Origin of the sequence: Marinobacterium rhizophilum DSM 18822 (assembly GCF_000378045.1) — a bacterium.
Classification (GTDB): domain Bacteria; phylum Pseudomonadota; class Gammaproteobacteria; order Pseudomonadales; family Balneatricaceae; genus Marinobacterium_A; species Marinobacterium_A rhizophilum.
Map to the genome: position 1 here is coordinate 242,531 of NZ_KB899090.1, position 25,642 is coordinate 268,172.

General features: G+C 57.4%; 24 protein-coding genes and 7 tRNA genes. 6 read left to right on the top strand and 25 right to left on the bottom strand.

Features of this window, described 5'->3' with window-relative positions; genetic code table 11:
* Positions 1-88 precede the first annotated feature (88 nt).
* From F451_RS0102965 to rlmKL, 3 genes are all read right to left on the bottom strand, one after another.
* Complete coding sequence (locus F451_RS0102965) at positions 89-1,030, bottom strand: malate dehydrogenase (RefSeq protein ID WP_020679869.1); 942 nt, start codon at positions 1,028-1,030, stop codon at positions 89-91.
* Positions 1,031-1,235: 205 nt separating this feature from the next.
* Positions 1,236-2,444: an ammonium transporter gene (locus F451_RS0102970; RefSeq protein WP_020679870.1), complete on the bottom strand. Its 1,209-nt coding sequence runs from the start codon at positions 2,442-2,444 to the stop codon at positions 1,236-1,238.
* Positions 2,445-2,778: 334 nt separating this feature from the next.
* A complete protein-coding gene (gene rlmKL / locus F451_RS0102975) occupies positions 2,779-4,908 on the bottom strand; it encodes a bifunctional 23S rRNA (guanine(2069)-N(7))-methyltransferase RlmK/23S rRNA (guanine(2445)-N(2))-methyltransferase RlmL (RefSeq protein WP_020679871.1) in 2,130 nt (709 codons plus the stop codon).
* A gap of 339 nt (positions 4,909-5,247) precedes the next feature.
* Between rlmKL and rmf the strand changes: the two genes are divergently transcribed.
* The gene (rmf, locus tag F451_RS27035; RefSeq protein WP_083928317.1) at positions 5,248-5,454 is read left to right on the top strand and encodes a ribosome modulation factor; all 207 of its coding nucleotides are present in this window, start codon (positions 5,248-5,250) and stop codon (positions 5,452-5,454) included.
* Positions 5,455-5,537: 83 nt separating this feature from the next.
* Here rmf and F451_RS0102980 read toward each other — a convergent pair whose 3' ends face one another.
* Positions 5,538-6,572, bottom strand: coding sequence for a quinone-dependent dihydroorotate dehydrogenase (locus F451_RS0102980; protein ID WP_020679872.1), 1,035 nt, complete (start codon positions 6,570-6,572; stop codon positions 5,538-5,540).
* A gap of 84 nt (positions 6,573-6,656) precedes the next feature.
* Positions 6,657-6,881 carry a DUF2835 family protein gene (locus F451_RS0102985; protein WP_020679873.1) on the bottom strand — a complete coding sequence of 75 codons (225 nt, stop codon included), beginning with the start codon at positions 6,879-6,881 and terminating at the stop codon, positions 6,657-6,659.
* A 420-nt stretch (positions 6,882-7,301) separates the two neighbouring features.
* On the opposite strand from F451_RS0102985, the gene F451_RS0102990 reads away from it, so the two are divergent.
* A complete protein-coding gene (locus tag F451_RS0102990) occupies positions 7,302-9,008 on the top strand; it encodes a BatD family protein (protein ID WP_020679874.1) in 1,707 nt (568 codons plus the stop codon).
* Between the two features lie 82 nt (positions 9,009-9,090).
* Here F451_RS0102990 and F451_RS0102995 read toward each other — a convergent pair whose 3' ends face one another.
* On the bottom strand, positions 9,091-9,999 hold the full coding sequence (locus F451_RS0102995) for a TIGR01777 family oxidoreductase (protein ID WP_240476432.1): 909 nt from the start codon (positions 9,997-9,999) through the stop codon (positions 9,091-9,093).
* Between the two features lie 67 nt (positions 10,000-10,066).
* Here F451_RS0102995 and F451_RS0103000 point away from each other — a divergent pair, with 67 nt between their 5' ends.
* Complete coding sequence (locus F451_RS0103000) at positions 10,067-10,681, top strand: riboflavin synthase (RefSeq protein ID WP_020679876.1); 615 nt, start codon at positions 10,067-10,069, stop codon at positions 10,679-10,681.
* A gap of 28 nt (positions 10,682-10,709) precedes the next feature.
* Here the strand turns inward: F451_RS0103000 and F451_RS0103005 are convergent, their stop codons facing one another.
* The 18 genes from F451_RS0103005 to F451_RS0103090 all read right to left on the bottom strand — a co-directional run bounded on the left by F451_RS0103005 (position 10,710) and on the right by F451_RS0103090 (position 21,948).
* On the bottom strand, positions 10,710-11,258 hold the full coding sequence (locus tag F451_RS0103005) for a hemerythrin domain-containing protein (RefSeq protein ID WP_020679877.1): 549 nt from the start codon (positions 11,256-11,258) through the stop codon (positions 10,710-10,712).
* Positions 11,259-11,331: 73 nt separating this feature from the next.
* Positions 11,332-11,949, bottom strand: coding sequence for an HAD family hydrolase (locus F451_RS0103010; RefSeq protein ID WP_026291464.1), 618 nt, complete (start codon positions 11,947-11,949; stop codon positions 11,332-11,334).
* A gap of 1 nt (position 11,950) precedes the next feature.
* The gene (locus F451_RS0103015) at positions 11,951-12,760 is read right to left on the bottom strand and encodes an AlbA family DNA-binding domain-containing protein (RefSeq protein ID WP_020679879.1); all 810 of its coding nucleotides are present in this window, start codon (positions 12,758-12,760) and stop codon (positions 11,951-11,953) included.
* A 36-nt stretch (positions 12,761-12,796) separates the two neighbouring features.
* Positions 12,797-13,183 (bottom strand): hypothetical protein, encoded by a 387-nt coding sequence (locus F451_RS0103020; protein ID WP_020679880.1) that lies wholly within the window; start codon positions 13,181-13,183, stop codon positions 12,797-12,799.
* A gap of 84 nt (positions 13,184-13,267) precedes the next feature.
* Positions 13,268-15,895 (bottom strand): aminopeptidase N, encoded by a 2,628-nt coding sequence (gene pepN / locus F451_RS0103025; RefSeq protein ID WP_020679881.1) that lies wholly within the window; start codon positions 15,893-15,895, stop codon positions 13,268-13,270.
* Positions 15,896-15,907: 12 nt separating this feature from the next.
* Positions 15,908-16,738 (bottom strand): DUF2797 domain-containing protein, encoded by an 831-nt coding sequence (locus tag F451_RS0103030; RefSeq protein ID WP_020679882.1) that lies wholly within the window; start codon positions 16,736-16,738, stop codon positions 15,908-15,910.
* A gap of 13 nt (positions 16,739-16,751) precedes the next feature.
* A complete protein-coding gene (locus F451_RS0103035; protein ID WP_020679883.1) occupies positions 16,752-17,012 on the bottom strand; it encodes a YeaC family protein in 261 nt (86 codons plus the stop codon).
* 157 nt (positions 17,013-17,169) lie between these two features.
* Positions 17,170-18,021 (bottom strand): rhomboid family intramembrane serine protease, encoded by an 852-nt coding sequence (locus F451_RS0103040; RefSeq protein WP_020679884.1) that lies wholly within the window; start codon positions 18,019-18,021, stop codon positions 17,170-17,172.
* Positions 18,018-19,004, bottom strand: coding sequence for a metallophosphoesterase (locus tag F451_RS0103045; RefSeq protein WP_020679885.1), 987 nt, complete (start codon positions 19,002-19,004; stop codon positions 18,018-18,020). The genes F451_RS0103040 and F451_RS0103045 overlap by 4 nt, the downstream gene beginning before the upstream one ends.
* A 1-nt stretch (position 19,005) precedes the next feature.
* Positions 19,006-19,887, bottom strand: a complete 882-nt coding sequence (locus F451_RS0103050; RefSeq protein WP_020679886.1) for an NAD(+) kinase — start codon at positions 19,885-19,887, stop codon at positions 19,006-19,008.
* 28 nt (positions 19,888-19,915) lie between these two features.
* Entirely contained in the window at positions 19,916-20,884 is a 969-nt protein-coding gene (locus F451_RS0103055) for a 1-aminocyclopropane-1-carboxylate deaminase/D-cysteine desulfhydrase (RefSeq protein WP_020679887.1), read from the bottom strand.
* Between the two features lie 200 nt (positions 20,885-21,084).
* Positions 21,085-21,161 (bottom strand) — tRNA-Asp (locus F451_RS0103060).
* Between the two features lie 4 nt (positions 21,162-21,165).
* Positions 21,166-21,241, bottom strand: a tRNA-Val gene (locus tag F451_RS0103065).
* 171 nt (positions 21,242-21,412) lie between these two features.
* Positions 21,413-21,489 (bottom strand) — tRNA-Asp (locus F451_RS0103070).
* A 4-nt stretch (positions 21,490-21,493) separates the two neighbouring features.
* Positions 21,494-21,569: transfer RNA gene (locus F451_RS0103075), tRNA-Val, on the bottom strand.
* A 68-nt stretch (positions 21,570-21,637) separates the two neighbouring features.
* Positions 21,638-21,714, bottom strand: a tRNA-Asp gene (locus F451_RS0103080).
* A gap of 4 nt (positions 21,715-21,718) precedes the next feature.
* A tRNA-Val gene (locus F451_RS0103085) sits at positions 21,719-21,794 on the bottom strand.
* A gap of 77 nt (positions 21,795-21,871) precedes the next feature.
* Positions 21,872-21,948: transfer RNA gene (locus tag F451_RS0103090), tRNA-Asp, on the bottom strand.
* Positions 21,949-22,344: 396 nt separating this feature from the next.
* Between F451_RS0103090 and syd the strand changes: the two genes are divergently transcribed.
* Both syd and F451_RS0103100 read left to right on the top strand, forming a co-directional pair.
* Positions 22,345-22,920, top strand: coding sequence for a SecY-interacting protein (gene syd, locus F451_RS0103095; RefSeq protein ID WP_020679888.1), 576 nt, complete (start codon positions 22,345-22,347; stop codon positions 22,918-22,920).
* Positions 22,921-22,923: 3 nt separating this feature from the next.
* On the top strand, positions 22,924-23,514 hold the full coding sequence (locus tag F451_RS0103100; RefSeq protein ID WP_020679889.1) for a YajG family lipoprotein: 591 nt from the start codon (positions 22,924-22,926) through the stop codon (positions 23,512-23,514).
* 11 nt (positions 23,515-23,525) lie between these two features.
* Here the strand turns inward: F451_RS0103100 and F451_RS0103105 are convergent, their stop codons facing one another.
* Positions 23,526-24,194 carry a DNA-3-methyladenine glycosylase I gene (locus F451_RS0103105; RefSeq protein ID WP_020679890.1) on the bottom strand — a complete coding sequence of 223 codons (669 nt, stop codon included), beginning with the start codon at positions 24,192-24,194 and terminating at the stop codon, positions 23,526-23,528.
* 211 nt (positions 24,195-24,405) lie between these two features.
* Between F451_RS0103105 and F451_RS0103110 the strand changes: the two genes are divergently transcribed.
* A complete protein-coding gene (locus tag F451_RS0103110) occupies positions 24,406-25,620 on the top strand; it encodes a pyridoxal phosphate-dependent aminotransferase (protein WP_020679891.1) in 1,215 nt (404 codons plus the stop codon).
* Positions 25,621-25,642 lie beyond the last annotated feature (22 nt).

Below are 25,642 nucleotides of genomic sequence, written 5' to 3' on the forward strand. Positions count from 1 at the left end.
CCTCACAGACTCTTACTGCCAGAGTGTGACACAGAGCGCCAGGGACGGCGCTCCCCATCCGCCAGAAGGCACACGAACCCGAACCGTGCTACTCCAGCCCCAACAGCGCCTTCATTTCAGCTATATCCCGCACAACCTGATCCGCAGAGCCATCAAACATTGCCCGCTCCTGCTCGTTCAGATCCAGCTCGATTACCCGCGTAAGCCCGCCTTCTGCCAACACGCAGGGGACCCCCATGGCAACGTCCTCACGACCATACTCACCCTCGAGTATCGCCACGGCAGGCAGGATTCGGTTACGCCCATTTGCAATCGCATCCACCATCTGCGCAATCGCCACCCCCGGCGCATCGCAGGCACTCCCAAGCTTTTTCAGCCCTAAAATCTCGCCACCCCCGTTGCGCGTGCGCTCGACGATATGCCCTATCTGCTGAGCAGACAGAAAATTCGACAGCGGTACACAGCCAACCGCGCAGTAACGCATCAGCGGAACCATGCTGTCACCATGCCCGCCCAGCACCAGCGCGCTAATATCCCGCACCGAAAAGCCCGTCTCCTCGGCGATAAAACATTTCATGCGCGCCGTATCCAGCACCCCGGCCTGCCCAAACACCTTATTGCGACTCAAGCCACTGAGAGACCAGGCCCGATAGGTCAGCACGTCGACCGGATTTGATACCACCAACACGGTTGCCGTGGGCGCATGACGCTTAATATCCTGCATAATGCCGTCGAGGATCGGCAAATTGGTACTTAACACCGCCTGACGCGACTGACCCGGCTTTCGCGGCACGCCTGCAGTAATCACCACCAGCTCGGAATCCTGCAGCAATTCAGCCCTGGACCCACCATACACCCAGGTATCAGACCCCGACTCCACAGCAGCCTGCCAGACATCCAGCGCCTTGCCTTGCGCCAACTCGCCCTGAACATCGATCAACATTAGTTCACGACAAAGCTCGTCCCTGGCGATAATCTGTGCCGCAGCCTCACCCACCATGCCGGCACCTACAATCGATAGCTTGTTCATTTCACACCTCCCGGCCGGCACGCTTGCATTCGCACACCAACCCCTACTAGGAAGTATTAACGCTGTATTCGAACCCCGCTACCACAGAACCCATCTGGCGCACTCATGAGAACAGAGCACGCCAAATAATAAAAAGGCCACCCGAAGGTGACCCGAAACAGAATCTCAACGCTGTACGAACACGGCCACAGCTGGCGAGGTAACGCTACTCCACCGAGGTTGACTCAATGCGATGAATACTCAGGTCAGCGCCATTGAACTCCTGCTCCTGACTCAGGCGCAAACCGACAATCAGCTTGACGCCGCCATAGACCACGAGACCACCAACCAGCGCCACCGTCACACCGACCAGGGTGCCAGCCAGCTGTGACAGCAGACTCACACCGCCCAGACCGCCCAGCGCCTCGCTGCCGAAGATACCTGCCGCAATCCCTCCCCAGGCGCCACAAACACCGTGTAACGGCCATACACCCAGCACATCGTCGATTTTCCAGCGATTCTGCATCAGCGTGAACAACCAGACGAAAAGTGCCGCCGCAACTCCGCCCACCGCGAGAGCACCAATAGGGTGCAACAAGTCAGAGCCCGCACACACCGCCACCAACCCCGCCAGCGGGCCGTTATGAATAAAGCCCGGGTCATTACGCCCCAGTATCAGCGCAACAATAATACCGCCGACCATTGCCATCAGACTGTTCACGGCCACCAGACCGGAAATACCATCCAGTGTTTGCGCAGACATGACGTTAAAGCCAAACCAGCCAATACAGAGAACCCAGGCACCCAGCGCGAGGAATGGAATACTGGACGGCGGGTACGCCACCAGCCGATCACCCCGATAGCGACCATGGCGATTCCCCAGCAACAACACCGCCACCAGCGCGATCCAGCCACCTACGCCATGTACGACAACAGACCCGGCAAAATCATGAAACTGCGCGCCAAAACGGGACTCAAGCCCGGCCTGAAAACCGTAATTTCCATTCCAGATAATGCCCTCAAAAAACGGATATACCAGCCCCACCGTCAGCGCCGAAGCCGTCAGCATGGGCCAGAAACGCGCACGCTCAGCCACGCCACCGGAAATAATGGCGGGAATCGCCGCTGCAAAGGTCATCAGGAAGAAAAACTTGACCAGCGTGTAGCCGTTATTTTCGGCCAGTGTCGCTGCATCAGTGAAAAAGGTGACATCGTAAGCCACCCAGTAACCCACAAAGAAATAGACCACGGCCGAAAAACCGAAATCGGTCATGATTTTGACCAGCGCATTCACCTGATTCTTGTGTCGTACCGTACCGACTTCAAGAAAAGCAAAGCCCGCATGCATGGCAAAAACCATGATTGCACCCAGCAGAATAAATAGCGTGTTTGAACTCTGAATCAGGGTTTCAACCGCACTGTTGACAGTATCCAAGACCAGCCTCCTAAAGGTGCGCGCCATCAGACAGACACGCATAGCACCAACGAGGTGCATTTTATTATTTAATGAACCACCACGGTGCAAATCATGCTACAGCGAAGCAACACCCTCCAGCTTCACTGTATGCCTTCAAACCGCCATTTCCAGCGTATCGACACATTGAAATCCAACATATCGAGCCCTTAAATAGCGCACACCCCAATATTTGGCCCCTATTTGAAGCATTATTTATGCCATAAGGCCGCCCTGAAGAAACCCCGACGCCAAACGCAAAACGCCGCACCCCCCAAGGGTGCGGCGTTACCGACCTTACCGAGCGCCTGACAATCTAGCCACGGTGCCGAATTTCAAAGCACACGTGAATACCCTTACTTCGCTTGAAATCCGGATCCAGCGTTTTGGCCGTAATATCCTTGATATCAAAACCGGCCAACGCCTCGTAATCGAGACTAAAACGGCGATAGTTGTTGGAGAACAGCAGAACGCCACCCGGGCGCAACAGTTTCATGGCCGCCTGCACCAGGGACACATGGTCACGTTGAATATCGAGCACTTCCTCCATGCGCTTTGAATTGGAGAAGGTCGGCGGGTCCATGAAGATCAGATCGAAAGTTGCCGCACGGGGCTGATTCAGCCACTTGATGCAATCCGCCTGGATAAACTGGTTGGCGCCGCCGGAAAAACCGTTCAGACCCATGTTCTTCATGGCCCAGCCCAGGTAGGTGGCGGACATGTCCACACTGGTGGTCGACGCCGCGCCACCGAGCGCCGCATGTACCGATGCCGTGCCCGTGTAACAGAACAGGTTCAGGACATCCTTGCCGGCGGACAAGGCCTGAATATGCCGACGCACCGGGCGGTGATCCAGAAAGAGCCCGGTATCCAGATAATCGTGCAAATTGACCCGCAGCTTGCAGCCATGCTCCTGCACTTCGAGAAAATGATCGGTCTGCCCCTGCTTGCCATACTGGCTGGAGCCCTGCTGACGCCGGCGCTGCTTGAGCACCACTCGCTCCGGCTTGACCCCCAGAGCATCGGGAATGACACTGATTACGTCCTGCAGGCGCTCGAAGGCCTTGCGCGGATCAACAGAGCGCGGCGGTGCATACTCCTGCACATGCACCCAGTCACCGTAACAGTCCACGGCCACGGCATACTCAGGCATGTCGGCATCGTACAGGCGATAGCATTCAATCTGCTCCCGCTTGAGCCATTTGGACAAGCCCTTGAGGTTTTTCTTCAGCCGATTGGCAAACATCTGCGCCTGCTCGCTATGCACCCCACCTTCCTGCGGCAGCGGGCGGTCGCGTTCGGCATGCAGCGTGAAGACGAACAGGCCACATTCAATCGCACCGTTATACAGCTTGTACTGACGATCGACCTTGAGACCGATCACCTTGCACTGCTGCGCATTACCACTGAAGATCGCCACCTTCCAGCCGCCAAACTGCCGCTTAAGCCGCTCTCCCATCTGGCGATACATGTACATGAGTTCGGTTTCATCCCCGATACGCTCAGCGTAGGGCGGATTGGTTACCAGCAAACCGGGGCCCGGTGCCGGCGGCGCCAGCTCCACCATGTCCTGTTCACGCCAGTCGATCAGTCCGGCAAGACCCGCACGCTCCGCATTCTGCGCGGCAATCTGCAACACCGAAGCATCGCGATCGTAACCACTGAAACGCACAGCCAGGCCAGCCAACCCCCGCTCGCGACGCTGCACGGCCTCTTCGTGCAGCTCGCGCCACAGGCCCTTGTCATGCTTGAGCCAGCGACTGAATCCAAAGCGCTGACGCAACAGGCCCGGCGCAATATCCGCCGCCATCATGGCCGCCTCAATCAGCAAAGTACCCGATCCGCACATCGGATCAAGCAACTGCGGATGTGTCGCCGCCAGCTCAGGCCAGCCGGCACGGTACAGCACCGCCGCCGCCAGGTTTTCCTTCATCGGCGCCTGACCGGCACGTTTGCGGTAACCACGCCTGTGAAGACTGTCGCCAGACAAATCCAGCGCGATGGTGGCCTGCCCGCTATACAGGTGCACATTGATACCAAGATCCGGCTGCACCCGGTCCACCGTCGGACGGTTACCCGTCACGGCCCGTACCTGATCGACCACCGCGTCCTTAACCCGCTGAGCGCCAAAGTGCGTATTGACGATATGCTCCGTGCGCCCAGTAAAATCCACCGACAGCGTCCCCTGCGGTCGCAGGTGATCCAGCCATTGCACCTGTTGTACGGCTTCATACAGATCATCCGCCGTATTAACCGGGGATACCTGCAATGGCAACAAGACACGATTTGCCAACCGCGACCAGAGACAGACCCGATAGGCATCGGCCAGCTCACCGTCAAAATAAGCCCCCGCCTGCGTTTCCTTCACAGACGACATGCCGAGCGTCTTTAGCTCTTCCAGCAGCAGTCCTTCGATACCCTTGGGGCAGGTCACAAAAAATTTCATCAGCCACGCTCTTCAAGTTGTTTCACACAGCCAGCCACGGATACCGCGGCACGCAGCTGATTAGAGAAATTCATTCAAACTTTACAAAATTTTAATGAAAATAATTCATTAACTGACTATATCTGGCGACAGTAATTTAACTAATTGATAATTAACAATTTTTTATGGAAATCTAGCACTGGCACTATTACAGCGTTCACCTTCATAGTTTTTTAGGATCGTAACTGCCGTCAAATTCCGTTATCAATGAAAGCTGTGGTACACGAGAGGATCTGCCACACCTGCTGGGAACGGTCGGTTAAGCCCCTTCCCGGATTTAGAATTTTAGAGAGGCGTACTATGAAGACACAGAAACGCGATAAAACCTCTACTTTGTTTAACCGCGGTTTCCAGGCGGGCTTAGACGGTAAATCAAAAAGTTCCTGCCCAGTTAGCGAGGTCGCTTTACGTACACACTGGATGAGTGGATGGCGCGAGGGACGAGAGGCCCACTGGAGCGGTCAATCCGGCGTCTCTGCAATACAAGCCAACCCGTCGCTGCACTGATAGATACTACTCGAACAACCTAATTACCAGGATTTTAAGTGGCTCCCCGCGGGGAGCCACTTGCAATTAAACAGCCGGAAAAATTACTTTGACCGTACCTGTGCAGCCCTGATCGCCTCAACCGAGTCACTCACCAGACGGGGCCCCTGGTAAATAAAACCGGTGTAAATCTGCACCAGACTGGCGCCCGCTTCAATCTTCTCAGCAGCATCAAAGCCTTCTGTAATCCCCCCCACACCAATGATCGGCAACGCTCCATCCAATTCGGCCGCCAGCTGTCGTATGGTGCGGGTCGACCGATTGCGCACCGGCGCGCCACTGAGCCCACCTTCTTCGTTGCGCAGCGGAGAATCCTCAACACCGTCACGAGACAGGGTCGTATTGGTTGCGACAACACCGTCCAGCTCATAGGTTTTAAGCGCCTTGGCGACCATAACGACCTCCTCATGGGTCATGTCCGGCGCAATTTTCACCGCTATAGGCACATAGCGGTCATGCAGCCTGGCCTGACGCGCCTGTTCCAGCTTAAGACGATTCAACAGGCTGTTGAGCGACTCGCCAAACTGCAACGAGCGCAGCCCGGGCGTGTTGGGTGACGAGATATTTACCGTGATATAGCTTGCCCGCGCATACACCTTGCGCAAGCAATAGATGTAATCCTCGTCGGCACGCTCGTTCGGTGTATCCTTGTTCTTGCCGATATTGATCCCCAGCACACCGTCAAAACGACTGCGTTCAATATTTTTCAGCAACTGGTCCACGCCCAGGTTGTTAAAACCCATGCGGTTAATGATGGCCATGTGCTCGGGAATGCGAAACAGGCGAGGACGCGGATTGCCGGGCTGGGGTCGCGGCGTTACTGTTCCCACCTCAAGAAAACCAAACCCCATGGCGGCCAGGCCATCGAGGGCCACGCCGTTTTTATCCAGTCCTGCAGCCAGCCCAACGGGATTGGGAAAGCGAATGCCCATGACCTCTACCGGACAACTCTCCTCCCGGGCACCCAGTAATCGGTGCATACCCAGATTCGCCATCAGGTTCATGCCCGCCAGCGCCAGATCATGGGACAACTCGGGCTCCAGTTTGAACATCGAATAACGCGCAAGCTGATACAACATGGATTATCCAAGTAGGGTTTTTGGAAAATAAGGCGGCATTATAGGCGACGCGGGGGGTCCTGAACACCCGCCAGGCTGACCGCCTCATCGCAAGCGCTCAATGGAACTCAGCCGACCCTGCACATCGAAATGAATCACAAAGCGCCCCCGCACGCCATCGCTCAGCACAAAAGGTTGCAGAATACCGGCGGGGAAGCGCACCCGCCGCCCGTCCAGTGCCATCACCGTGACCTGAACTCGCCCCTGCGCCTGATAGTACCTCAAGTACTCTTCCCGACTTATTGAGAGATCAAACTCGACCTGCGCCATGTGCTGCCCTGCATGCTACGGTTCAAAACCATGTGATAGGCCATCCGCTTCAGATAATGCCCCATCAAGTGGCCGATTTCGATCCCCCGCACAGCATGCTTCAAGCACGGTTTGGCGCCCCAAATGCCACCCGGCCCGGCAAGCTCTGCTATTGTTCCGGGATAACTGCTTCTTTTCGCTCTCTGTATCAAAGCACCGGGAGCAAAGACGCGTCGAGATCTGCCAGCCCTGCCCGCGGTAACATAAAGCTTCAGACTGGCCAGGACTTCCAACAAGTCATTGATATACGAGGGGGGTTACCTGATAATGACGCAGGACGCGGATCTGAAACTTGGGCCATTTCAAGCTTGCACCCCGCTTGACGGCATGCCTCGGAGTGGCCCTGACGGGTCTTTCATAGCCAGCTGAATTAAAGGCACTATGCGCAAGCTGCCGTTAGTACTGAACCTCATCTGCCTGCCCGTCTTTGCTGACGTGTCGGCTTACCTTGATCGAAATACGATCACGGCGCAGGACACGGTTCGTCTGACGCTTGAGGCAGACTCGCGCATTCAGCAGGAAATCGACTTCTCCCCGCTTTATCGCAACTTTCAGTTTCTGGGCAGCAAGCAACTGACCCTGTCGAGCCACGCCGGCGGTGACAGCCAGTATCGCACCCGCTGGGAAGTACTGTTACGCCCCAAGTCAACCGGCGAAATCAATATCCCCCCCCTGCTGCTTGGCCTCGAATCCAGCAACAGTCTGCAACTCAAGGTCCTGAGCGGCGCCGCCCGCGAAAGCGGCCTGCAGGGCGAACCGGTTTTCATTGAGGCCAGCCTCGATACCAACGAGGTCTACCAGAACAGTCAGCTGCTGTACCGTGTGCGTCTATACCATGCCATCGACCTGATGCCCGACACCCAGTTGACAGATCCTTACCTGCCCGGCGCACTGGTCAAGCCTCTGGGCGAGCAGGTACGCACCACTGAACAGGTACGTGGCCGCACCTATAATGTCATCGAACAGCGCTATGCGCTGTTCCCCAGCCAGACCGGCACCCTGGCGCTCGACGGTCCCATCTTTGAAGGGCGGGCCAGGCATGACAACAGTCAGATTCAGCTGCAGGCCCGCCCGCTCGAAGTCGCCGTTATCGCGCCCGCATACCAGAGCGCCCGCGGCTACTGGCTACCGGCAACGGCACTGACACTGGAAGACAACTGGCAGGCCAGTCAGACATCCAGCCTCGGCGACAGCCTGAGCTACAGCATCAGCATGACGGCAATTGGCTTACCGGCGTCACGCCTGCCGTCGCTGGCACCTCCGGCGGGCACCACATTCGATCTCAGCGTCGATAGTGTCGAACTGGTTGAAGATGTCTCCGACCAGGGCCTGACCAGCCGGCGCACCGAACACATCGTACTGCGGCCGCATACCGCGGGCGCACTGACACTGCCGCCCATCGATATTACCTGGTGGGATCTCAACACCGACAGCGCGCGCAATGTGACCCTGCCTGCCCACCCGCTGCAGATTCAGCCTCGTATACAACCGGCCACAGCGGCTCTGGCCGCCACACCGTCGAACGCGGCTCCTGCTCCCCCGAGCAACATCGATAGCACAGCTGCCGCGACTGCAGCGTCGGTCTTGCGACTGCAACGCGCCCTGAACGAGAGCCGGTTACTCATCGGCCTGCTCACTGTCATCAGTCTGATTTCGTCACTGGGCTGGCTCTACACCTTCAATCATCTGCGCCAGCTGCGCCTGGAAGAACGGCAGCAGGCGCAACAGGAAGAAATGCGGCGCCGGCGCAAGCTGCTGATGGCTCACCAGATGGCCGAGAAGAATACGTTCCAGGCCCTGGCCATGGCCTGCCAGCAAAATAATCCGGCCGTTGCCAAAATGCGACTGGTGGAATGGGCACAGAATTTCTGGCCCGATCAGCACATATTTAACAGTGAAGACATCAGTGATGCAGCCCGAAGCCAGACTCTCGATTTCCTGATTCTGGACCTCGAACAGAACGTCCATCAGGATGACAAAGCGCTCTGGCAGGGAGACCTGCTGCTCGAAGCCATTGAGAAACTGCGCGACCGCCGCCCCGAAGGCTACGAAGAAGCACCACTGCCCGAGCTGCACTTCGCATCCTGAGGCGACAGCCTTCTATTTGCCGGTTTACGCCAGCGGAATGACTCCCGACTCAATCCTCAACAAGCGCCCTGTTCAGTGGTGATCAGCCAGATATGGCTGCCTTTAGGGCATCATCAAGCGACGTGTAGCGGAATGTATAACCCGCATCAAGCAAGCGCCTGGGATAAACCCGCTGCCCCGATACCAGCAATTCGCTGGCCTCCCCCAGCAACAGCTCCAGCACGCGGGCAGGCACCCTCAAACGGGCAGGACGGTGCAGTACAGCGCCCAGCGTTTGGCTGAAACGGGCATTGGTAACCGCTTCCGGCGCGCAGGCGTTAAAGGGCCCGCGCAGCGTACGCTGCTCCAGCAGGAAACGAATGATCGCCACTTCGTCTTCCAGCGCAACCCAGGACATCCACTGTCGACCATTGCCGATCGGACCGCCAAGCCCGAAGCGGAACGCCGGCAACATCTTGCTGAGTGCCCCACCGTGCCCGAGCACAATACCCGTGCGTAGCAGACAAACGCGAACCCCCAGCGTCTCGGCTTGCAATGCGCAGGCTTCCCAGTCAGCGCACAGCTGATGTGAAAAGCCGGGCCTGAAGTCATCCGCGGCTTCCGTCAACGTCACATCATCGCTGTGACTGCCATAATAACCGACCGCAGAACCACTCACCATAACCTCGGGAGGCCTGTCCAGGCGACGAATCAGTGCCAACAGGGCCTCTGTTGTTTTCAGGCGGCTGTCGCGCAACAACTTCTTACGCGCCTCGCTCCAGCGTCGATCGACAATGGGTGCGCCTGCCAGATTCACGATGGCATCGATGTTGTCGCTGCTGGGAATCTGATCCAGCTGATCGAGCACCGGCACACCCAGCAAGCGGGCAGTTCGCTGTACCGAACGCGAGAGCACCAGCACCTCGTGTCCCGCCGCCACCAGATTATGCACCAGTGCCGTTCCTATAAAACCACTCCCGCCGGTGATCAGCACCTTCATTCGTGTTCCCATCCATTTCGTATCTGCTCAACTTTTCGGTTAAGCTTCGGTCTCTTAAAACCAGCTACACGAGACAGCCATGTTTACCGGTATCGTTCAGGGCAAAGCCCGTGTCGTCGCAGTGCAACGACATCCCCAGTTTATGCAACTCAGCCTGGAATTGCCGCCCGAGCGCGCCAATCAGCTAGAACAGGGCGCCAGCATCGCGGTGAACGGCACCTGTCTTACGGTGACGGGCTTCAAAGGCACGCGGGTAGACTTTGACCTGATCGTCGAAACACTGCATGCAACCAACCTCGGCGAGCTTGAGCCGGGTGACGAGGTCAATTTTGAGCGGGCGGCACGCTTTGGTGATGAAATAGGCGGCCATATGCTGTCTGGGCATGTCCATGCCACGGCCGAGATCGTCAGCATTGAAACCTCAGAGCACAACTGCATCATCAGCTTTGCAGTGCCACAGCCTCTGCAAAAGTACATCCTTCCCAAAGGCTTTGTGGCACTTAATGGTTGCAGCCTCACCATCGGCGAAGTGCATAACGGTCAGTTCAATGTATACCTGATTCCCGAAACCCTGGCGGTAACACGTTTTGGGACGGCTCGCGTGGGCGAGCGCGTCAACCTGGAAGTCGACCCACACACCCAGGCCGTGGTGGATACCGTGGAACGCTACCTGAATGCCCAGTCCGGGGCCTGATAGGACATACCCCGCTCAAAAGCAGCGATTAACGCGCCATATCCCGCAACAGATCCCGGTAGAGCTCGACATACTGTTCGGACTGGTGTTCGCCGAACAGAGGATCGTCATTGCGCGGCAACTGTTCACGCAGCGTCTGCCAGTCCGATGCCTGGGCCACACTTTCCAGGCACGGAAAAAGCTGCTTCTCTTCAAACTCCATATGGTTCTTGTATTCAACCACATAGGCTTCCAGCTGATCGATCAACAGCTCCATCGGCATCAGCGTATCGTTTAGAACACTTTCTATGGACTCGTACAAATGATGCGACAAGGTATTCAGCTTCTGATGCTGGGCTTCACACTGCCGCGTGAGTTCATCAAGCTTTGTATCCCGGCCCTGAAAATAAGCCAGCATCCGATCTTCGCGCAAATGGTGATCCTGAGCGGCATAGTCGCCGATGTAGCTTATGGCATCGGCCATTAGCTGGTAATTCGGCCGGGTACCGGCGCGCAGCTTGGCGACCTTGGCACTGAGAATCTCCAGCAGCCTCCCAAGATTGACGTGGTCGCTGTGCAGTTCCGCCAGAATTGTCATATCGAACCTCCACGGTAAATTGATACATGTACTATAGACAAGCCAAAGGCTGCGGAGTTGGATACTCGGTCGTTTAATGGCCCGCCGGCACCGTTCGCTGCAGCAAGGCGTGCAACTCGCAAAGATCCTGCACCCTCAGGTCCGTCAGTTCAGGCCAGTGACGATCCTCGCGACTGTCCACATGCACAGTCATCAGGCCGGCATTGCGTCCGGCCTCAAGATCATAGCGAAAATCCCCCACCATCAGCGCATCACCGGGCCCAATACACCAGGACGCCAACAAATGCTGCAGCCCGCCGGGATCGGGCTTTGGTTGCGCTTCGTCACGCCCGAGTACGAAAGCAGGGTCAAAATAGGGTGCCACGCCGATGGCCTGGAGTGACAGCAAGGCCAGCTCGCGGCTGTTGCGCGTCAGAATGCCAAAGCAGCAGTTACGCGAGCTGAGCCACTGAAACAGTGGTAGCAGCCCCGGTGCCGGTTCCGCCCTGATCGCATAGTGCCGCTCGAGTTCATCGAGCTGCGCGTAAAGCCGACTGCGTTGCGGCTCGGGCCGCTGCGCCAGCGTGGCCAGAATATCTGCCTCCGGCGCCAGCCCAAGCTCATGGCGGATGTGCGCGAAATCATGTACCGGTCGGGTCAGGGTGCCGTCCAGATCAAACACCCAATGGCGGCGCTGATGCAATGACTCCATGTCAGCCATCCGCCGCGTTGTCGCCAGTCATGTTGTCCAGCAGGCCGCCGAGCTTGTCCTCGACCTCCCTGAGCATGACCTGATAGCGGTGCTGATTGCCGCTGCCCTCGCTCAACAATCGCTCCAGGTTGCCAATGCTTTCCTGGCTGTCCCGCAGGGTCTGCAACATGTTGCGCGAACGCTTCTTGCTACTGTCGGTCATCTGGTCGATACGGCTGAAGGTACGCTTGAGCTGGTCATCCAGGTCATGAATATGCTGGCTGACCTGCAGCAGACCATCGTTGATCGAGCGGCTGATCCCGCCCACCTGATCCTCTAGGCGGAACACCGCATTGCGAAAACGCGACAGGAACTGCTCACCCTCGCGATCCATGAAGATCGACAGCAGCTCCTCGGGATAGATTGCCCGATTGCGGCCATCGGCACGCATGGCGTACTGGCCACTGGGCGTACAGTAGGGCTTGGAAGGGCCGGAGGGAATTTCGACCCGAAGAATGGGTTTAGCGCCGAGGTTCTCGATAAAGAGCTCGACATCGATATTGGGATAGCAGCCGGTGGCCTTGTTGATCAGACTCAGGCGGGCGCCATCGTCCACATCACAGCCCACCACTTGGCCGCGCTGCACGCCATCATCGCTGGTGTACTCGTCGATACCAATCAGGAGAGTACCGCCGCTGGCAGCGTTGGCGAAGGCAACCAAGTCACTGGCGTGAACCGCGGATGCCTCGCGCTTGAAGTCAACGTTGACGCCCTCGGGCATCTGCAGCAGACGGCGCGTGCGCCCGGTAATGCCACGATACTCTTTTCTCATGGGCATCGTCTCATGCAGATCACCGGAGCAAGCGGCTTACTTGTAGATGCCGTCGTCAAACGGATCCAGCGGATGCTCAAGCATCTTGTCATCACGAAAGTAAAGAATTCGGCCTTCAAACTTGAGTCCCTTGGACGCAAACCAGCGATCCGTATCCTCACAGCCTTCGTCCGCCTGACTGGTCTTCATGCGCGCCATCAGCAGGCGGTAGAAATAGAGACCGAAGAGGGCTGCAGACGCGCCCAGAAAAAAGTCAGACGCCAGCGCGAATAACAACGTCACCACACCTGCGACCCAAACACGGCTCGCCTTGGCAGTTTGCATGGCCCGATTGGCGTCTTCGCGCTGATCCCGGAACTTGAGGTAGCGACGATAGTTCTGTTGCAGATCGAACTTGTCGTGGCTTGAAAGCAATCTTTCCATCTAATGCATCCCTGAGTATTTCTTGGATATTTGCAGCCAAACGTCGCTTGGCAGTATAACCAACCCTGTCACCAGGGTCTTGTTTCAGCTCAGACTCTTGCTGACGACTTCGTACACGTCTCGGGACAACTCACCGCTGTCCAGAATGCGCTGCAACTGTGCCTGCATCAGCCCCTGGCGCGCCACGTCATATTTGCGCCAGCGGGTCAGCGGCGTCAACAGGCGCGAGGCCATCTGCGGATTCAGCCGATTCATCTCGATAATCCGATCCGCCAGGAAAGCATACCCTTCCCCGCCGGCATCATGGAAGTTCACGGCGTTCATGGCACAGAATGTCGAGATCAGCGAGCGTACCTTGTTGGGGTTACGCAGATCAAAGGCCGCGTGCGCCATCAGCGCCTTGATACGCGTCAGAGCGCCGGGCTTGGGATCGCAGGCCTGTACCGCCAGCCACTGATTCACCACCAGGGTTTCGCCCTGGTAGCGCTGATAGAAATCATCCAGTACGGCGTCAGCGTCAGCCTCAAAGCTTGAGTGGGCAATAAGGCTGAGTGCCGCCTGGCGTTCGGTCATGTTGTCACAGGCGTCATACTGTGACCGGGCCCGGGCAATATGCGCCGGTGTCTCAAGCGCCACCAGGTAGGACAAACACAGATTGCGCAGGCTGCGCCGTGCCACCTGATCGGCCGTCGGCGAAAAGACGCCAACCGGCGCCAGCGCCTCGTAGCGCCGCTGCAGAGGCGCCTCCAGCGCCCGCGCCAATGCGGTGCGGGCAAACTGACGAGCCGCGTGGATAGCCTCCACATCGATACATTCGGACAGTTCGCTCAGATAAGCCTCGGAGGGCAACGACAACACCTTGGCCACCATCGCAGGGTCCAGGCTTTCATCATCCAGCACCGCAGCATAAGCATCCACCAGCGCAGGCTCCATCTGCAGACTTTCACCCTGGCGATACTGTGCCATCAGCCCCTGAATGACCTCGACCGCCAGCTGCTGGCCGGCGTCCCAGCGATTGAAACCGTCGCTGTCGTGGCTCATCAGAAAGACCAGCGCCTCGCGGCTATAGGGATACTGCAGCCGTACCGGCGCTGAAAAGCCGCGCAACAGCGACGGGACCGGACGGGCCGCAATTCGCTCGAACACGAAGGCCTGGCGCAGCTCGGTCAGTTCCAGCACTCGAGTGGTGACCCCATCGGCCAGCGCAAGATCGGCACCGCTGGCGTCCAGCAGCCCCACCGACAGCGGTATATGCAACGGCAGCTTGTCAACCTGGTCAGGTGTTTGCGGCAGCTGCTGCTCAACGTGCAGGCGGTACTGCTGCGTGTCGGCGTCATAGTCGTCCGTCACCCGCAGCGTCGGCGTACCTGCCTGACTGTACCAGCGCCGGAACTGCGTCAGATCACGGCCCGACGCATCTTCCATGGCACGCACAAAATCATCGGTGGTCACGGCCTGGCCATCGTGGCGTTCGAAATACAGGTCCGAACCCCGGCGAAACAACTCGGCTCCCAGCAGAGTGTGCAGCATGCGCACGACTTCGGCCCCCTTCTCGTACACCGTGAGGGTGTAAAAGTTGGAAATCTCGATATAGGACGCCGGACGTACCGGGTGCGCCATGGGACCGGCATCCTCGGCAAACTGGGCGGTGCGCAGCAGGGTGACGTCTTCCACCCGCTTGACGGTGCGCGAGTTGGTGTCGGCGGAGAACTCTGCATCGCGAAACACCGTGAAGCCTTCTTTCAGACTGAGCTGAAACCAGTCCCGACAGGTGACGCGGTTGCCCGACCAGTTATGGAAATATTCATGCGCCACCACACCCTCAACACGCTGATAGGCTGCATCAGTTGTGGTTTGCGGGCTGGCCAGTACGCAGGAAGTATTGAAAATATTGAGCCCCTTGTTTTCCATGGCGCCCATATTGAAAAAATCCACCGCCACGATCATGTAGATATCCAGATCGTACTCGCGGCCATAGACCTTCTCATCCCAGCGCATGGCATGGACCAGGGAATCCATCGCGTGATCGAGCTTGTCCAGATCCTTGGATTCGGCAAAGATGCGCAGCGATACGTCACGCCCGGACGCCGTCTTGTAGGGGCGTTCAATGTGCTGCAGATCACCGGCCACCAGTGCGAACAGGTAAGCAGGCTTGGGGAAGGGATCCTGCCAGGTAACCCAGTGACGTCCATCCTGCTCACCCGATGCCACCGGGTTGCCGTTGGACAGCAGTACCGGAAAACGGACCTGATCCGCCGCGACGGTCGTCGTGAAGACCGACATCACATCAGGTCTGTCCATATAAAAAGTGATACGCCGAAAGCCTTCGGCCTCACACTGGGTACAGTACATCCCACCGGACAGGTACAGTCCTTCCAGCGCAGTATTGTCCTGCGGATGGATGCGTGTTGTGCACTCCAGCACAAAGGCTTCGGGCACCTGCATAATCGTCAGCAGTTCGTCTTCGCGGCGGTAGTCGCCCGCTGCCAGCTCCTGTCCATCGATGGACAGCCTGCACAGCTCCAGGCTTTCGTGCCCGTGCAGTTCCAGCGCCGCCTGTGCTGGCGAAGCCTCGGGGTTGCGCCGTACTCTGAGCACCGAGTGCACCAGCGTCTGCTCATCCTCCAGCTCAAAACGCAAATCGGTTGTATCAATCAGGTACGCCGGAACCTGATAATCCTTCAGATAAATTGCCTGCGGTTGTTCTGCCATACCTGCCTTATCCTATTCGGAACAAAATTCCACCTCGTAGGAGGTGTATTTGCGTAAGTTGATCACGCCGGTGTCCAGTATCAGATACTGCCCCTTGATACCCAAGAGCTGCCCGCTGATTTCAGGTGTTTTATCCAGGTTAAGAGAGCTGACCTTGAGCGGATAGTTCAATACGGGATACTCGATCGACACTTCGTCGGCGTTCAGGCGCTGCAGAGCCTGCAGCCCGAAGCGCTGCTCCAGCTCCGCCAGACCCCGGGCACTGCCTTCAAACAGCCGATCGCGCTCGACCTTCAGGTCCAGCGGCGCAATGCCACCCTTGAGCATCGTGCGCCAGTTGGTTTTGTCCGCCACCTGATCCTTGAACAAATGCTCAACCACACCCGATTGCAGACGCGAGTCGACCCGCAGAATCGGCAGCGCCTGCACTGCGCCCTGATCAATCCAGCGCGTGGGCACCTGAGTCGCGCGGGTTATGCCGACCTTGATACCGGATGAATTGGCCAGATAGACGATATGAGTCTGGAAACAGAACTGCTCGCCCCAGGCGGGGTCGCGACAGGTGCCCAGGTGAAAGTGACACTTTTCCGGGCTCATGATGCAGCTGTCACACTCGGGCAGCTTGGTAAAGCAGGGGTAGCAATACCCCTGAGCGAAACTTTTCTTGGTTTTTCTGCCGCAATGCAGACATTTAATCGCGCCGCTGTAGCGAATGCCGATTCGCTGCCCAAGAAGCGCATTGAGCGGTAGTTGCTGCTCGCCACAGACCAGTTGATAGTGCGCCTTGCCGTCGGTCAGCTCGGTACGCATTTTGCGCAGCTCGCCCTGTGCCAGTACTTGCATGAAAAATTAGAGCCTAGTTGAGAATTTTGAGGGGCTGAGGCTGCAGCGGATCGCTGCCATGCTGCGTGCCATCGGGCTTTGAGCGATCAATATATCCGGTGCGCTGTGACTCGGGCAGCCGACTCTGGTCATAGGCGATAACAGCGCGCAGGCACAGGGTACGCTGCTCGTCGCTCAGGCGCTCACCGTTGGGCCACTTTCCGATTTCCACCGCCAGTTTGAGCGAGCGATGCATTTCGGGGGTCATGGATTCAATTAGCTGTTCGTAATTCATTCACTACACTCCACACTCTCTGACCATCAGCCAGATGGCCTGCGCACTTGATTCGCACGCAGTGTACCAGAGTGTACCGCCGGGGCTGAACCGTCTAGACACCGTGGAGCGCAAGAAAAGCCCCACATCGCGCAACAGGATCGCCACCTATTGAGTCTCAGTGCCTGACGGCAAACAGGCTGCGCCACCAGGCCCACAGCAGCCCCGCTACCAGCCCAGCCAGATGAGCCGTATTGGCGATGGCACCCACACCGATATATTCAAGTACACCGGTAAACCCCAGTACCAGCCACAGCACCATCAGCCCCATCAGCGCAGGCGGCAGTCCGATAGCAGGCCGGCCTGCTCGCTTGTCCCACAACCAGGCATAGCCCAGTAACGCAAAGACCACGCCCGACATGCCACCGAACATCGGGCCACTGACCCAGAACTGGGCCAGATTTGACACAAGCGCCGAAAACATGACCAGCCCCAGCAGCACCCAGCGGCCATGCAGATACTCGATACCACGCCCAGCCACCCACACCCAGAGCAGATTGAACAGAATATGTGGCAAGCTGAAATGCATCAGCGCCGGTGTAAACAGGCGCCAAAACTGCCCCGCTGCCAGGGTGGCTTCAAGGCCTGCGTAATAAACACTGTCGCCACGCACCTGGAAATCCACCAGGGCGAAACGGCGCATCCAGTCGATATTGTCGCCAAAACCCACCAGCAGCGACACCAGCACACTGCCGATGATCAGCAGTACAGTGAGCCAGGCCTGACGAAGCGCGGTCACATTCAAGAGCCCGGCGGAACGCGCCCGTGGCGCCTTGAGCACACTCAAGTCGGCCCCCTCTCGCCACAACTGGTAAAGCGCCAGCACCTGCTGAGCATCCACCTGACTGGATATCCACAACTCCTGCACCGCTCCCCGCTCCACCACCCGATGGGGCACACGCTGCTGCCAAAGACACTCGGTAAAGCCCCTCAAATCCTGGGCCAGAGGCACTTCCAGCACCTTGATCACTGTGATTTATCCTCTGTCGGCTCACGTAATTCACGCCCAACATCGACCCAGACAAACTTGGCAGGATCAATACGGGGTTCATGGTCATAACGGTAAGCGACCAGCTTGCCAAACTTGACCGCGCTGTAGTCAATGCAGGCAATATTGGGGGTAATGGGGGCAGGCTCGCCATCGCGCCAATAATGCCCCACGAACAGCGGTTTCTCATCCTCACCATAATGCAGCAGCTGCGTACGGTCTTGCGCAGTCAGCTTCATACGGGCGATCGACTCCGGCAGCGGGTCGGGCTGAAACACAATATCACCGTAATACTTGGCCGACTCGACCCAGAACTTGGTACGAAAATAGCGTCGCTGATAGCCATCCTTGCTGGTGATAACCGCCCCGTCTGGCAACTTCATCTGGGTACCACGCAGCGCACGATCCATCAATTCACACTCGAACCGGCCCGGCTCGACCGAGCGATGCAAAAACGCCTCGCTGATACGGTTTCCTCCGTACTCACGCGAAAAGCGTTCGAGCAAGGCATGGGGCCAGCAGGCGTGAATCATTCGAAAATGCTCGAACTCCAGAAAGATCGGCATATCCCGAATCCAGACAAGAAAATCATGCAGCTCCTGCGGGTGGCGCTCAAAGGCCTCCAGGGTTTCCTTCAGCACTCGATGATGGCGCGGCGTATGGGAACGCAAATACTCGAGACCGGAACCCGGACGCCCCGGCGTGCTATAGCAGAGAAAGTTATACTCATGATTCCCCATCACCACCTGAGCGCTGTCTGCCTCGACCATATCACGCACCAGGTGAAGCGACTCACGGATGCGCGGCCCCCGGTCGATAATATCGCCAACAAACAGTGCCTGACGATCAGGATGGCGATAAATGCCCCGCTGGAGACGATAACCGAGGCGCTCCAGCAGCAGAGCCAAACTGGCCGCACAGCCGTGCACATCGCCAATGAGGTCAAAGCCCTTTACATTTTGCACATCAACCTCCCAACCTTGTCCCCCACCCGAGCTTTTCGCGACAGGTACGGTAAAAATCATAATTGAGCGGATGCAGCAACTTGAGCTTGTGCGGCTTCTTGTGAATGGTGATCACATCGCCTGGTGCCAGGCTGAAACTTAGCTGACCGTCACAGGATACAGTAGGGTACGTTTTGTTATTCTCACTGATCACCAATTTGAGTTCACTGTTGCCATCCACCACGATTGGACGGCTGGACAACGTGTGAGGGAACATGGGCACCAGCACCACCGCATCCAGCTTGGGCGACATGATCGGGCCTCCACCGGACAGCGAATAGGCAGTAGATCCGGTGGGCGTCGCCACAATCAGACCATCGGAACGCTGCGTGTAAACAAACTGCCCCTCGATGAACAACTCGAATTGAATCATGCGCGTCGCCTTACCGGGGTGCAGCACTATATCGTTCAGGGCCGTCCCCTCCCCGATCGGCTCCCCCTCGCGCTTAACGACCATGTCGAGCAGAAAGCGACTCTCTACCGTGTACTTGCCATCCAGCACCTCGGCGACCTTCGCCTCTATATCGGCCGGCGATATATCGGTGAGAAATCCCAGATTACCGCGGTTAACGCCCAGAACCGGCACATGGGAAGGCGACAATGCCCGCGCCGCGCCCAACAGGCTGCCATCACCACCAACAACAATGACCAGGTCGCAGATCTCGCCCATCATTTTCTGTTTGCAGGTCTGCTGGCCGTGCCCCGGTATCGTATCGGAAATACGCTCATCCAATACCGTATTGAGACCGCGGTCATTCAGAAAGCGAATCAGCTGCTTAAGCGTATCAATTACCGACTTGCTGCCAAGGCGCCCGATCAAGCCTACATTTCGAAAATCGTCCATCTAACCATCCTGTTGTTAACCTGATCGTTCAAAGCGGCAGCCCGCCACGGTGAGCATGCTCTTGATCGTACAATGTTTTTTCCATTCCTCTAAGCCCTTGCAGCCCACCGCTATGGATTAACAGCACTCGGGAACCCGGGACAACCTCCCCGTCAGCCACCATCTGATTGAAGCGCAGCAGCATCTTGCCCGTGTACACAGGATCCAGCGTCACACCGGTCTTCTGCCGAAAAGCCGCCATGAACGCCGCCAGCAGGGGTGTTGTGCGAGCATAGCCGCCACAGTGGGCATCCAGCTGCAGTGTCCAGCCACCGGGATCCGCCTCACCGGCCTGCTGCAGCAAGGTGATGATATCCTGACTAAGAAAGTCACCGCCCTTAAGCGCCGAAAAACCCAGCAGACGACTCGAAACAGGTTTGGCCGCAAGCAGCCCGGCCAGGGTCCCCCCGGTACCAGCCGCCACACAGATCAAGTCAAACCCAGCAACCCCATCAAGGCCTGCAATAATTTCACGACAACCCAACAGCCCCAGCGGACCGAAGCCCCCTTCGGCAACAAGCCCAAAATCACCAAAACGCCTGTGCAATTGCAGCTCAAAATCAGGATCGCGTCTGCTCCGGTAGGTTGCCCGATCAACGAATTCGAGCTTCATACCCCAGCTTCTGGCATCCGTCAGGGTCGGATTTGCAGCATAGGCGGGCTCACCTCGAATGACACCGATCGTCTCGATGCCCATCGCTTGGCCGGCAAATGCAAGCGCATGCACATGATTTGAATAGGCTCCGCCAAAGGTGAGCACGCGCTTCTCTCCCCGCCTCACCAGATCCTGCAGCGTATATTTAAGCTTGTACCACTTGTTGCCACTGATAAGGGGATGCACCTTGTCGAGGCGCAGTATCCAGACCTCTATACCCGCACGACGATACAGATCCAGCTGCAACAGTTGCAACGCAGGCCTGGCAGTACTTTCAAAGGGATTAAAACGACGATTGCTCATGGGCGCTCACGCTAACAGATCAGATACTTCCTGCCTATTCATACAGGACGGCACAAGCGCAGAGCACGCCAAAGACGCGTCCAGACGGACAACGACGGGAATGTGGATAGCGGGAAAGACACACGCCGCGCAGACAGGAAAAGCACCCGCCGCCAGCGAGCACATCAAAAAACAGGCAAAAAAAAGCCACTTCAAAGAAGTGGCGGAACGGACGGGACTCGAACCCGCGACCCCCTGCGTGACAGGCAGGTATTCTAACCAACTGAACTACCGCTCCGTTATGGTGGGCGAAGAGGGGTTCGAACCCCCGACCCTCTGCTTGTAAGGCAGACGCTCTCCCAACTGAGCTATTCGCCCATAACGCTGGCTGTTAATACGACGTTTCAGCACTTTGAAACGAAGTCCACTTAAAAAGTGGTGGAATGGACGGGACTGAATCCCCGACCGCACCTGTGATAAGCTGACAGGCAGATTTCCAACCTGTGACCCCAACACCAATTTTCTAGCTATCCACTCACACAAAGCAAGTGGCGGAACGGACGGGACTCGAACCCGCGACCCCCTGCGTGACAGGCAGGTATTCTAACCAACTGAACTACCGCTCCGTTATGGTGGGCGAAGAGGGGTTCGAACCCCCGACCCTCTGCTTGTAAGGCAGACGCTCTCCCAACTGAGCTATTCGCCCATAACGCTGGCTGCTAATACGACGCTTCAGCACTTTGAAACGAAGTCTTACCTTTCCACTTAAAAAAGTGGCGGAATGGACGGGACTCGAACCCGCGACCCCCTGCGTGACAGGCAGGTATTCTAACCAACTGAACTACCACTCCGTTATGGTGGGCGAAGAGGGGTTCGAACCCCCGACCCTCTGCTTGTAAGGCAGACGCTCTCCCAACTGAGCTATTCGCCCATAACGCTGGCTGTTAATACGACGCCTCAGCACTTTGAAACGAAGTCTTACCTTCATACTTTACCACTTCAGAAAAGTGGCGGAATGGACGGGACTCGAACCCGCGACCCCCTGCGTGACAGGCAGGTATTCTAACCAACTGAACTACCACTCCGCAGCCTGACCGAGGGAAGATTACACATCAACCACCCCTCAAATCAACCGTTCCAAACAAGCTGTTGCCTCAGAACGGAGTGCGAATTCTAATGATTTTTCGAGTGCTGTCAAACGTTTAGCGGCATTTTTTTTAAGTCATTTTCATGCTGAACACTTTTCATACAAAAAAGCATATCCAGGCATCAGCTTTAATTTACGTCCGCCAGACTGAGACTCAGCCCCAGGCCATTCCGCACTCCATCAATGAACACTCTGGCCCTGGCATGCTAACCTCGCATTCAGCTGACCTTCCTGCCCTTGCACAATCAAATCTGATACAGATAGAGTAAGCCGCACTTTAGAGGAGTGCGCACTGCACTCAAGACCCACATTTCATCCGGATCCGAGTGACGCAATGACTCACAGCGCCAGCACCGCCCAGGCACTTGATCGCTACATTGATCGCGCGCTTGAATACCAGCTAGAACACGCCGGCAGATTACCCCTCACCCCCTTCGACGAAAATTGGTACTCGGCCTGCTACGTCGACGATGCCGCAGCAGGCGAACCGACACAGTGGCGCCCCGTGCGCCAGTCAAGCCCCAGCGACCTTTTCGAGCGAATCGGGCAGGCGCTGGAACTGCCGATTCATCCGGACATCATCACATACTACAGCCGCTATTGGTCCGACCCGCTACCTGCCCACCACCAGTGCGGCCGACTTTCCCTGCTGCAATTATGGAACCCTGAAGATGGCGAGCGGTTGCGCAGCAACCTGCTCGGGCACGCCCTGATGAAAGCCCGCAGCAAGCAGCCGCTCACGCTATTCTTTGCCTGCACCGAACCTGACGACATGTTCATCAGCCTGGACAACAGTGATGGCACCATCTGGCTCGAAGCGCCCGGCAAGAAACCACTTCGCAAGATCGCAGACAATCTGGCAGCGTTCATCGACGGCCTGCAGCCAGACACTATTCAGGATCAGGAGTAAATAATGCCCCGCTGCAAACAGCTTTTTTTCTGCCTGCTTGTCATTCTCGTGACCGGCTGCACCAGTCTGAGCCCACAACAGATTGAACTGCAGCCCCAGATCGATGCGCAGCAGCGCCTGCCCGGCGGCATTCAGGTCGAACTGGACGCAAAAGACCTGCGCAAATCCCCAATCATTGGCCATCGCATATCGCGTTTTGAACAGAATGCGTTTATCACGCTGGCGCGGGACGCGCGCTACACCCTGCTAAACAGCGCACAGCAGGGCCTGCGCCAGATGGGCGTATATCGGTTTGGTGCTGGCACCGGCCAGCGTGACACACTCAAGCTCACGCTGCTGCTCGACGACCTGACCTACAAGGCCAGCCATCAGGGCACTCAACAACAGGTACGCCTGCGGATGAAGTTGCGGCTTGTCGCGCAAATGAACGGCCGCACGTTCACTGGGAAATACCAGTCCGAACAACGCTACCAGTCTCCACTTGCGCCCTCGGAGGCCAAGAATCAGACTCTGTTCAACCTGCTGGCAAGCGACACCCTCAGCCGTGCATTCAACGATCCCAGGCTGCTGAATTTCATAAACCAGCAGCGTTAAGCGCCAGCGCCTTACCAGCCGACGGTCATGGCTAGCAGTCGGCTGATCTGACAGAGCGGTCGCCCCGACTCTTCATGCCACTGATTAAAGGCCTGCTGCACCAGGCGCAGATCGCGCTGGGCCGTCGGTCTTTTGTCCACCACCCCCTGAGCAATCAGGGCGGCAACCACATCGTCAGTCAGCATGAAGGTGTCCTTGCCCACCATACGGAGAAATGCTGGGCCCGAATTGCCGCCGAGTTGCGCGCCCTGCTTTTTCAGCAACAGCCAGAGCCCGACAATATCATCCTGCGGCCAGTCCGCCAGGAAACGCGCAAAGCTGCCGTGCATTGCTGCCAGCTCCGTCACCATAAAGGCATTGGCACGGACCGACTTGAGCTTCCCCCAATGCCGGATCAGCTTGTCATTGTGCATCAACCGCTCAAGCTGCTCGTCCGACATCAGCGCCACCTTGTGCGCATCAAAGCCCCAGAATGCCTCTTCGAACGCCGGCCAGCGCGCATCCACCAGCGAGTGCTTTAAGCCTGCGCGAAACACCCGCCGGCACAGGTCCGAGAACAGCCGGTCATCGGCTACAGCTGCCAGCTGCGAGGTACTCAGTGGCTGCGGCAACAGCGCCTCGATATTTTCCCCGGCGCGATGCTCAACCACATGTTCGTACAGCCACTGAAAAGACTTCATCGTCGCTTGTTACACTCCTGATCTTGCATGCCTGTCTGCAATGCACGGATAGCCCGGCGCTATTCTGTGGCCGCATATTCTTTTGCATTGCAAAAAGACGTATGATTTATCCCTTTTTCGCCAATGGACACAGGCACTTCGCCAAATAGAGTCCAGCCAGTCGCAGTGCCTCGAATCAATCGCAACTGCAATGGAGTTTAGGGTTGCAACCATGCCAGTAATCAGAAAATCGAACAAGCTGATCAACGTCTGCTACGACATCCGCGGCCCTGTCCTGCAAGAGGCCAAGCGACTTGAAGAAGAAGGCCACCGCATCTTAAAGCTGAATATCGGCAACCCTGCCCCCTGGGGCTTTGAAGCCCCGGAAGAAATCGTGCAGGACGTCATTCACAACCTGCCAACGGCACAGGGCTACTGCGACTCCAAGGGGCTCTTTTCGGCGCGCAAGGCCGTCATGCAGGAAACCCAGCGCAAGGGCATTCGCCACGTCACCATTGAGGACATCTACATCGGCAATGGCGTATCCGAGCTGATTGTCATGGCCATGCAGGGGCTGCTCAACGATAACGATGAAATGCTGATCCCTTCGCCCGATTATCCTCTGTGGACTGCAGCGGTGAGCCTGTCCGGCGGCAATCCGGTCCACTACGTCTGTGACGAGCAGGCCGACTGGTTCCCGGATATCGACGACATGCGCAGCAAGATTACCGAGCGTACCAAGGGTATTGTGGTGATAAACCCCAACAACCCCACCGGCGCGCTCTACCCGCTGGAGCTGCTGCAACAGATCATCGACCTGGCCCGCGAGCACGACCTGATCCTCTTTGCCGATGAGATATACGACAAAATCCTGTACGACGGTCACGAACACACATCCCTCGCCTCCCTGGCCGACGACGTGCTGTGCATTACCTTCAACGGTCTGTCCAAGACCTACCGTGCGGCTGGCTTTCGCTCCGGCTGGCTGATTGTCAGCGGACCCAAGCACCTGGCACGGGATTACATTGAAGGCCTGGACATGCTGGCCAGCATGCGCCTGTGCGCAAATGTGCCCGCGCAACATGCGATTCAGACAGCGCTGGGCGGCTACCAAAGCATCAACGAGCTGACGGTCCCGGGCGGACGCCTGTATGACCAGATGGATAGCGCCTGGCGCCTGATCAACGATATCCCCGGGGTTTCCTGCGTTCGCCCCAAGGCCGCCATGTACCTGTTCCCGAAACTGGATCCGCAAATGTATCCGATCCACAACGACGAGAAGATGGTGCTGGACCTGCTGCAGCAGCAGAAAGTACTGGTGGTCCAGGGCAGCGGCTTTAACATGACCGACACACAACACTTCCGTGTGGTATTCCTGCCGCGCCAGGATGAGCTTGAAGACGCCATCCACCGCCTGGCGGACTTCCTGCGCCTTTATCGACAATAAACAGGCACGGCCCAAACGACGC

Bases quoted from the DNA above. Each gene is read 5' to 3' on its own strand.
- F451_RS0102965 (WP_020679869.1), bottom strand. From the start codon at position 1,030: ATGAACAAGCTATCGATTGTAGGTGCCGGCATGGTGGGTGAGGCTGCG.
- rlmKL (WP_020679871.1), bottom strand. From the start codon at position 4,908: ATGAAATTTTTTGTGACCTGCCCCAAGGGTATCGAAGGACTGCTGCTG.
- rmf (WP_083928317.1), top strand. From the start codon at position 5,248: ATGAAGACACAGAAACGCGATAAAACCTCTACTTTGTTTAACCGCGGT.
- F451_RS0102980 (WP_020679872.1), bottom strand. From the start codon at position 6,572: ATGTTGTATCAGCTTGCGCGTTATTCGATGTTCAAACTGGAGCCCGAG.
- F451_RS0102985 (WP_020679873.1), bottom strand. From the start codon at position 6,881: ATGGCGCAGGTCGAGTTTGATCTCTCAATAAGTCGGGAAGAGTACTTG.
- F451_RS0102990 (WP_020679874.1), top strand. From the start codon at position 7,302: ATGCGCAAGCTGCCGTTAGTACTGAACCTCATCTGCCTGCCCGTCTTT.
- F451_RS0102995 (WP_240476432.1), bottom strand. From the start codon at position 9,999: ATGGGAACACGAATGAAGGTGCTGATCACCGGCGGGAGTGGTTTTATA.
- F451_RS0103000 (WP_020679876.1), top strand. From the start codon at position 10,067: ATGTTTACCGGTATCGTTCAGGGCAAAGCCCGTGTCGTCGCAGTGCAA.
- F451_RS0103005 (WP_020679877.1), bottom strand. From the start codon at position 11,258: ATGACAATTCTGGCGGAACTGCACAGCGACCACGTCAATCTTGGGAGG.
- F451_RS0103010 (WP_026291464.1), bottom strand. From the start codon at position 11,949: ATGGAGTCATTGCATCAGCGCCGCCATTGGGTGTTTGATCTGGACGGC.
- F451_RS0103015 (WP_020679879.1), bottom strand. From the start codon at position 12,760: ATGAGAAAAGAGTATCGTGGCATTACCGGGCGCACGCGCCGTCTGCTG.
- F451_RS0103020 (WP_020679880.1), bottom strand. From the start codon at position 13,183: ATGGAAAGATTGCTTTCAAGCCACGACAAGTTCGATCTGCAACAGAAC.
- pepN (WP_020679881.1), bottom strand. From the start codon at position 15,895: ATGGCAGAACAACCGCAGGCAATTTATCTGAAGGATTATCAGGTTCCG.
- F451_RS0103030 (WP_020679882.1), bottom strand. From the start codon at position 16,738: ATGCAAGTACTGGCACAGGGCGAGCTGCGCAAAATGCGTACCGAGCTG.
- F451_RS0103035 (WP_020679883.1), bottom strand. From the start codon at position 17,012: ATGAATTACGAACAGCTAATTGAATCCATGACCCCCGAAATGCATCGC.
- F451_RS0103050 (WP_020679886.1), bottom strand. From the start codon at position 19,887: ATGGACGATTTTCGAAATGTAGGCTTGATCGGGCGCCTTGGCAGCAAG.
- F451_RS0103055 (WP_020679887.1), bottom strand. From the start codon at position 20,884: ATGAGCAATCGTCGTTTTAATCCCTTTGAAAGTACTGCCAGGCCTGCG.
- syd (WP_020679888.1), top strand. From the start codon at position 22,345: ATGACTCACAGCGCCAGCACCGCCCAGGCACTTGATCGCTACATTGAT.
- F451_RS0103100 (WP_020679889.1), top strand. From the start codon at position 22,924: ATGCCCCGCTGCAAACAGCTTTTTTTCTGCCTGCTTGTCATTCTCGTG.
- F451_RS0103105 (WP_020679890.1), bottom strand. From the start codon at position 24,194: ATGAAGTCTTTTCAGTGGCTGTACGAACATGTGGTTGAGCATCGCGCC.
- F451_RS0103110 (WP_020679891.1), top strand. From the start codon at position 24,406: ATGCCAGTAATCAGAAAATCGAACAAGCTGATCAACGTCTGCTACGAC.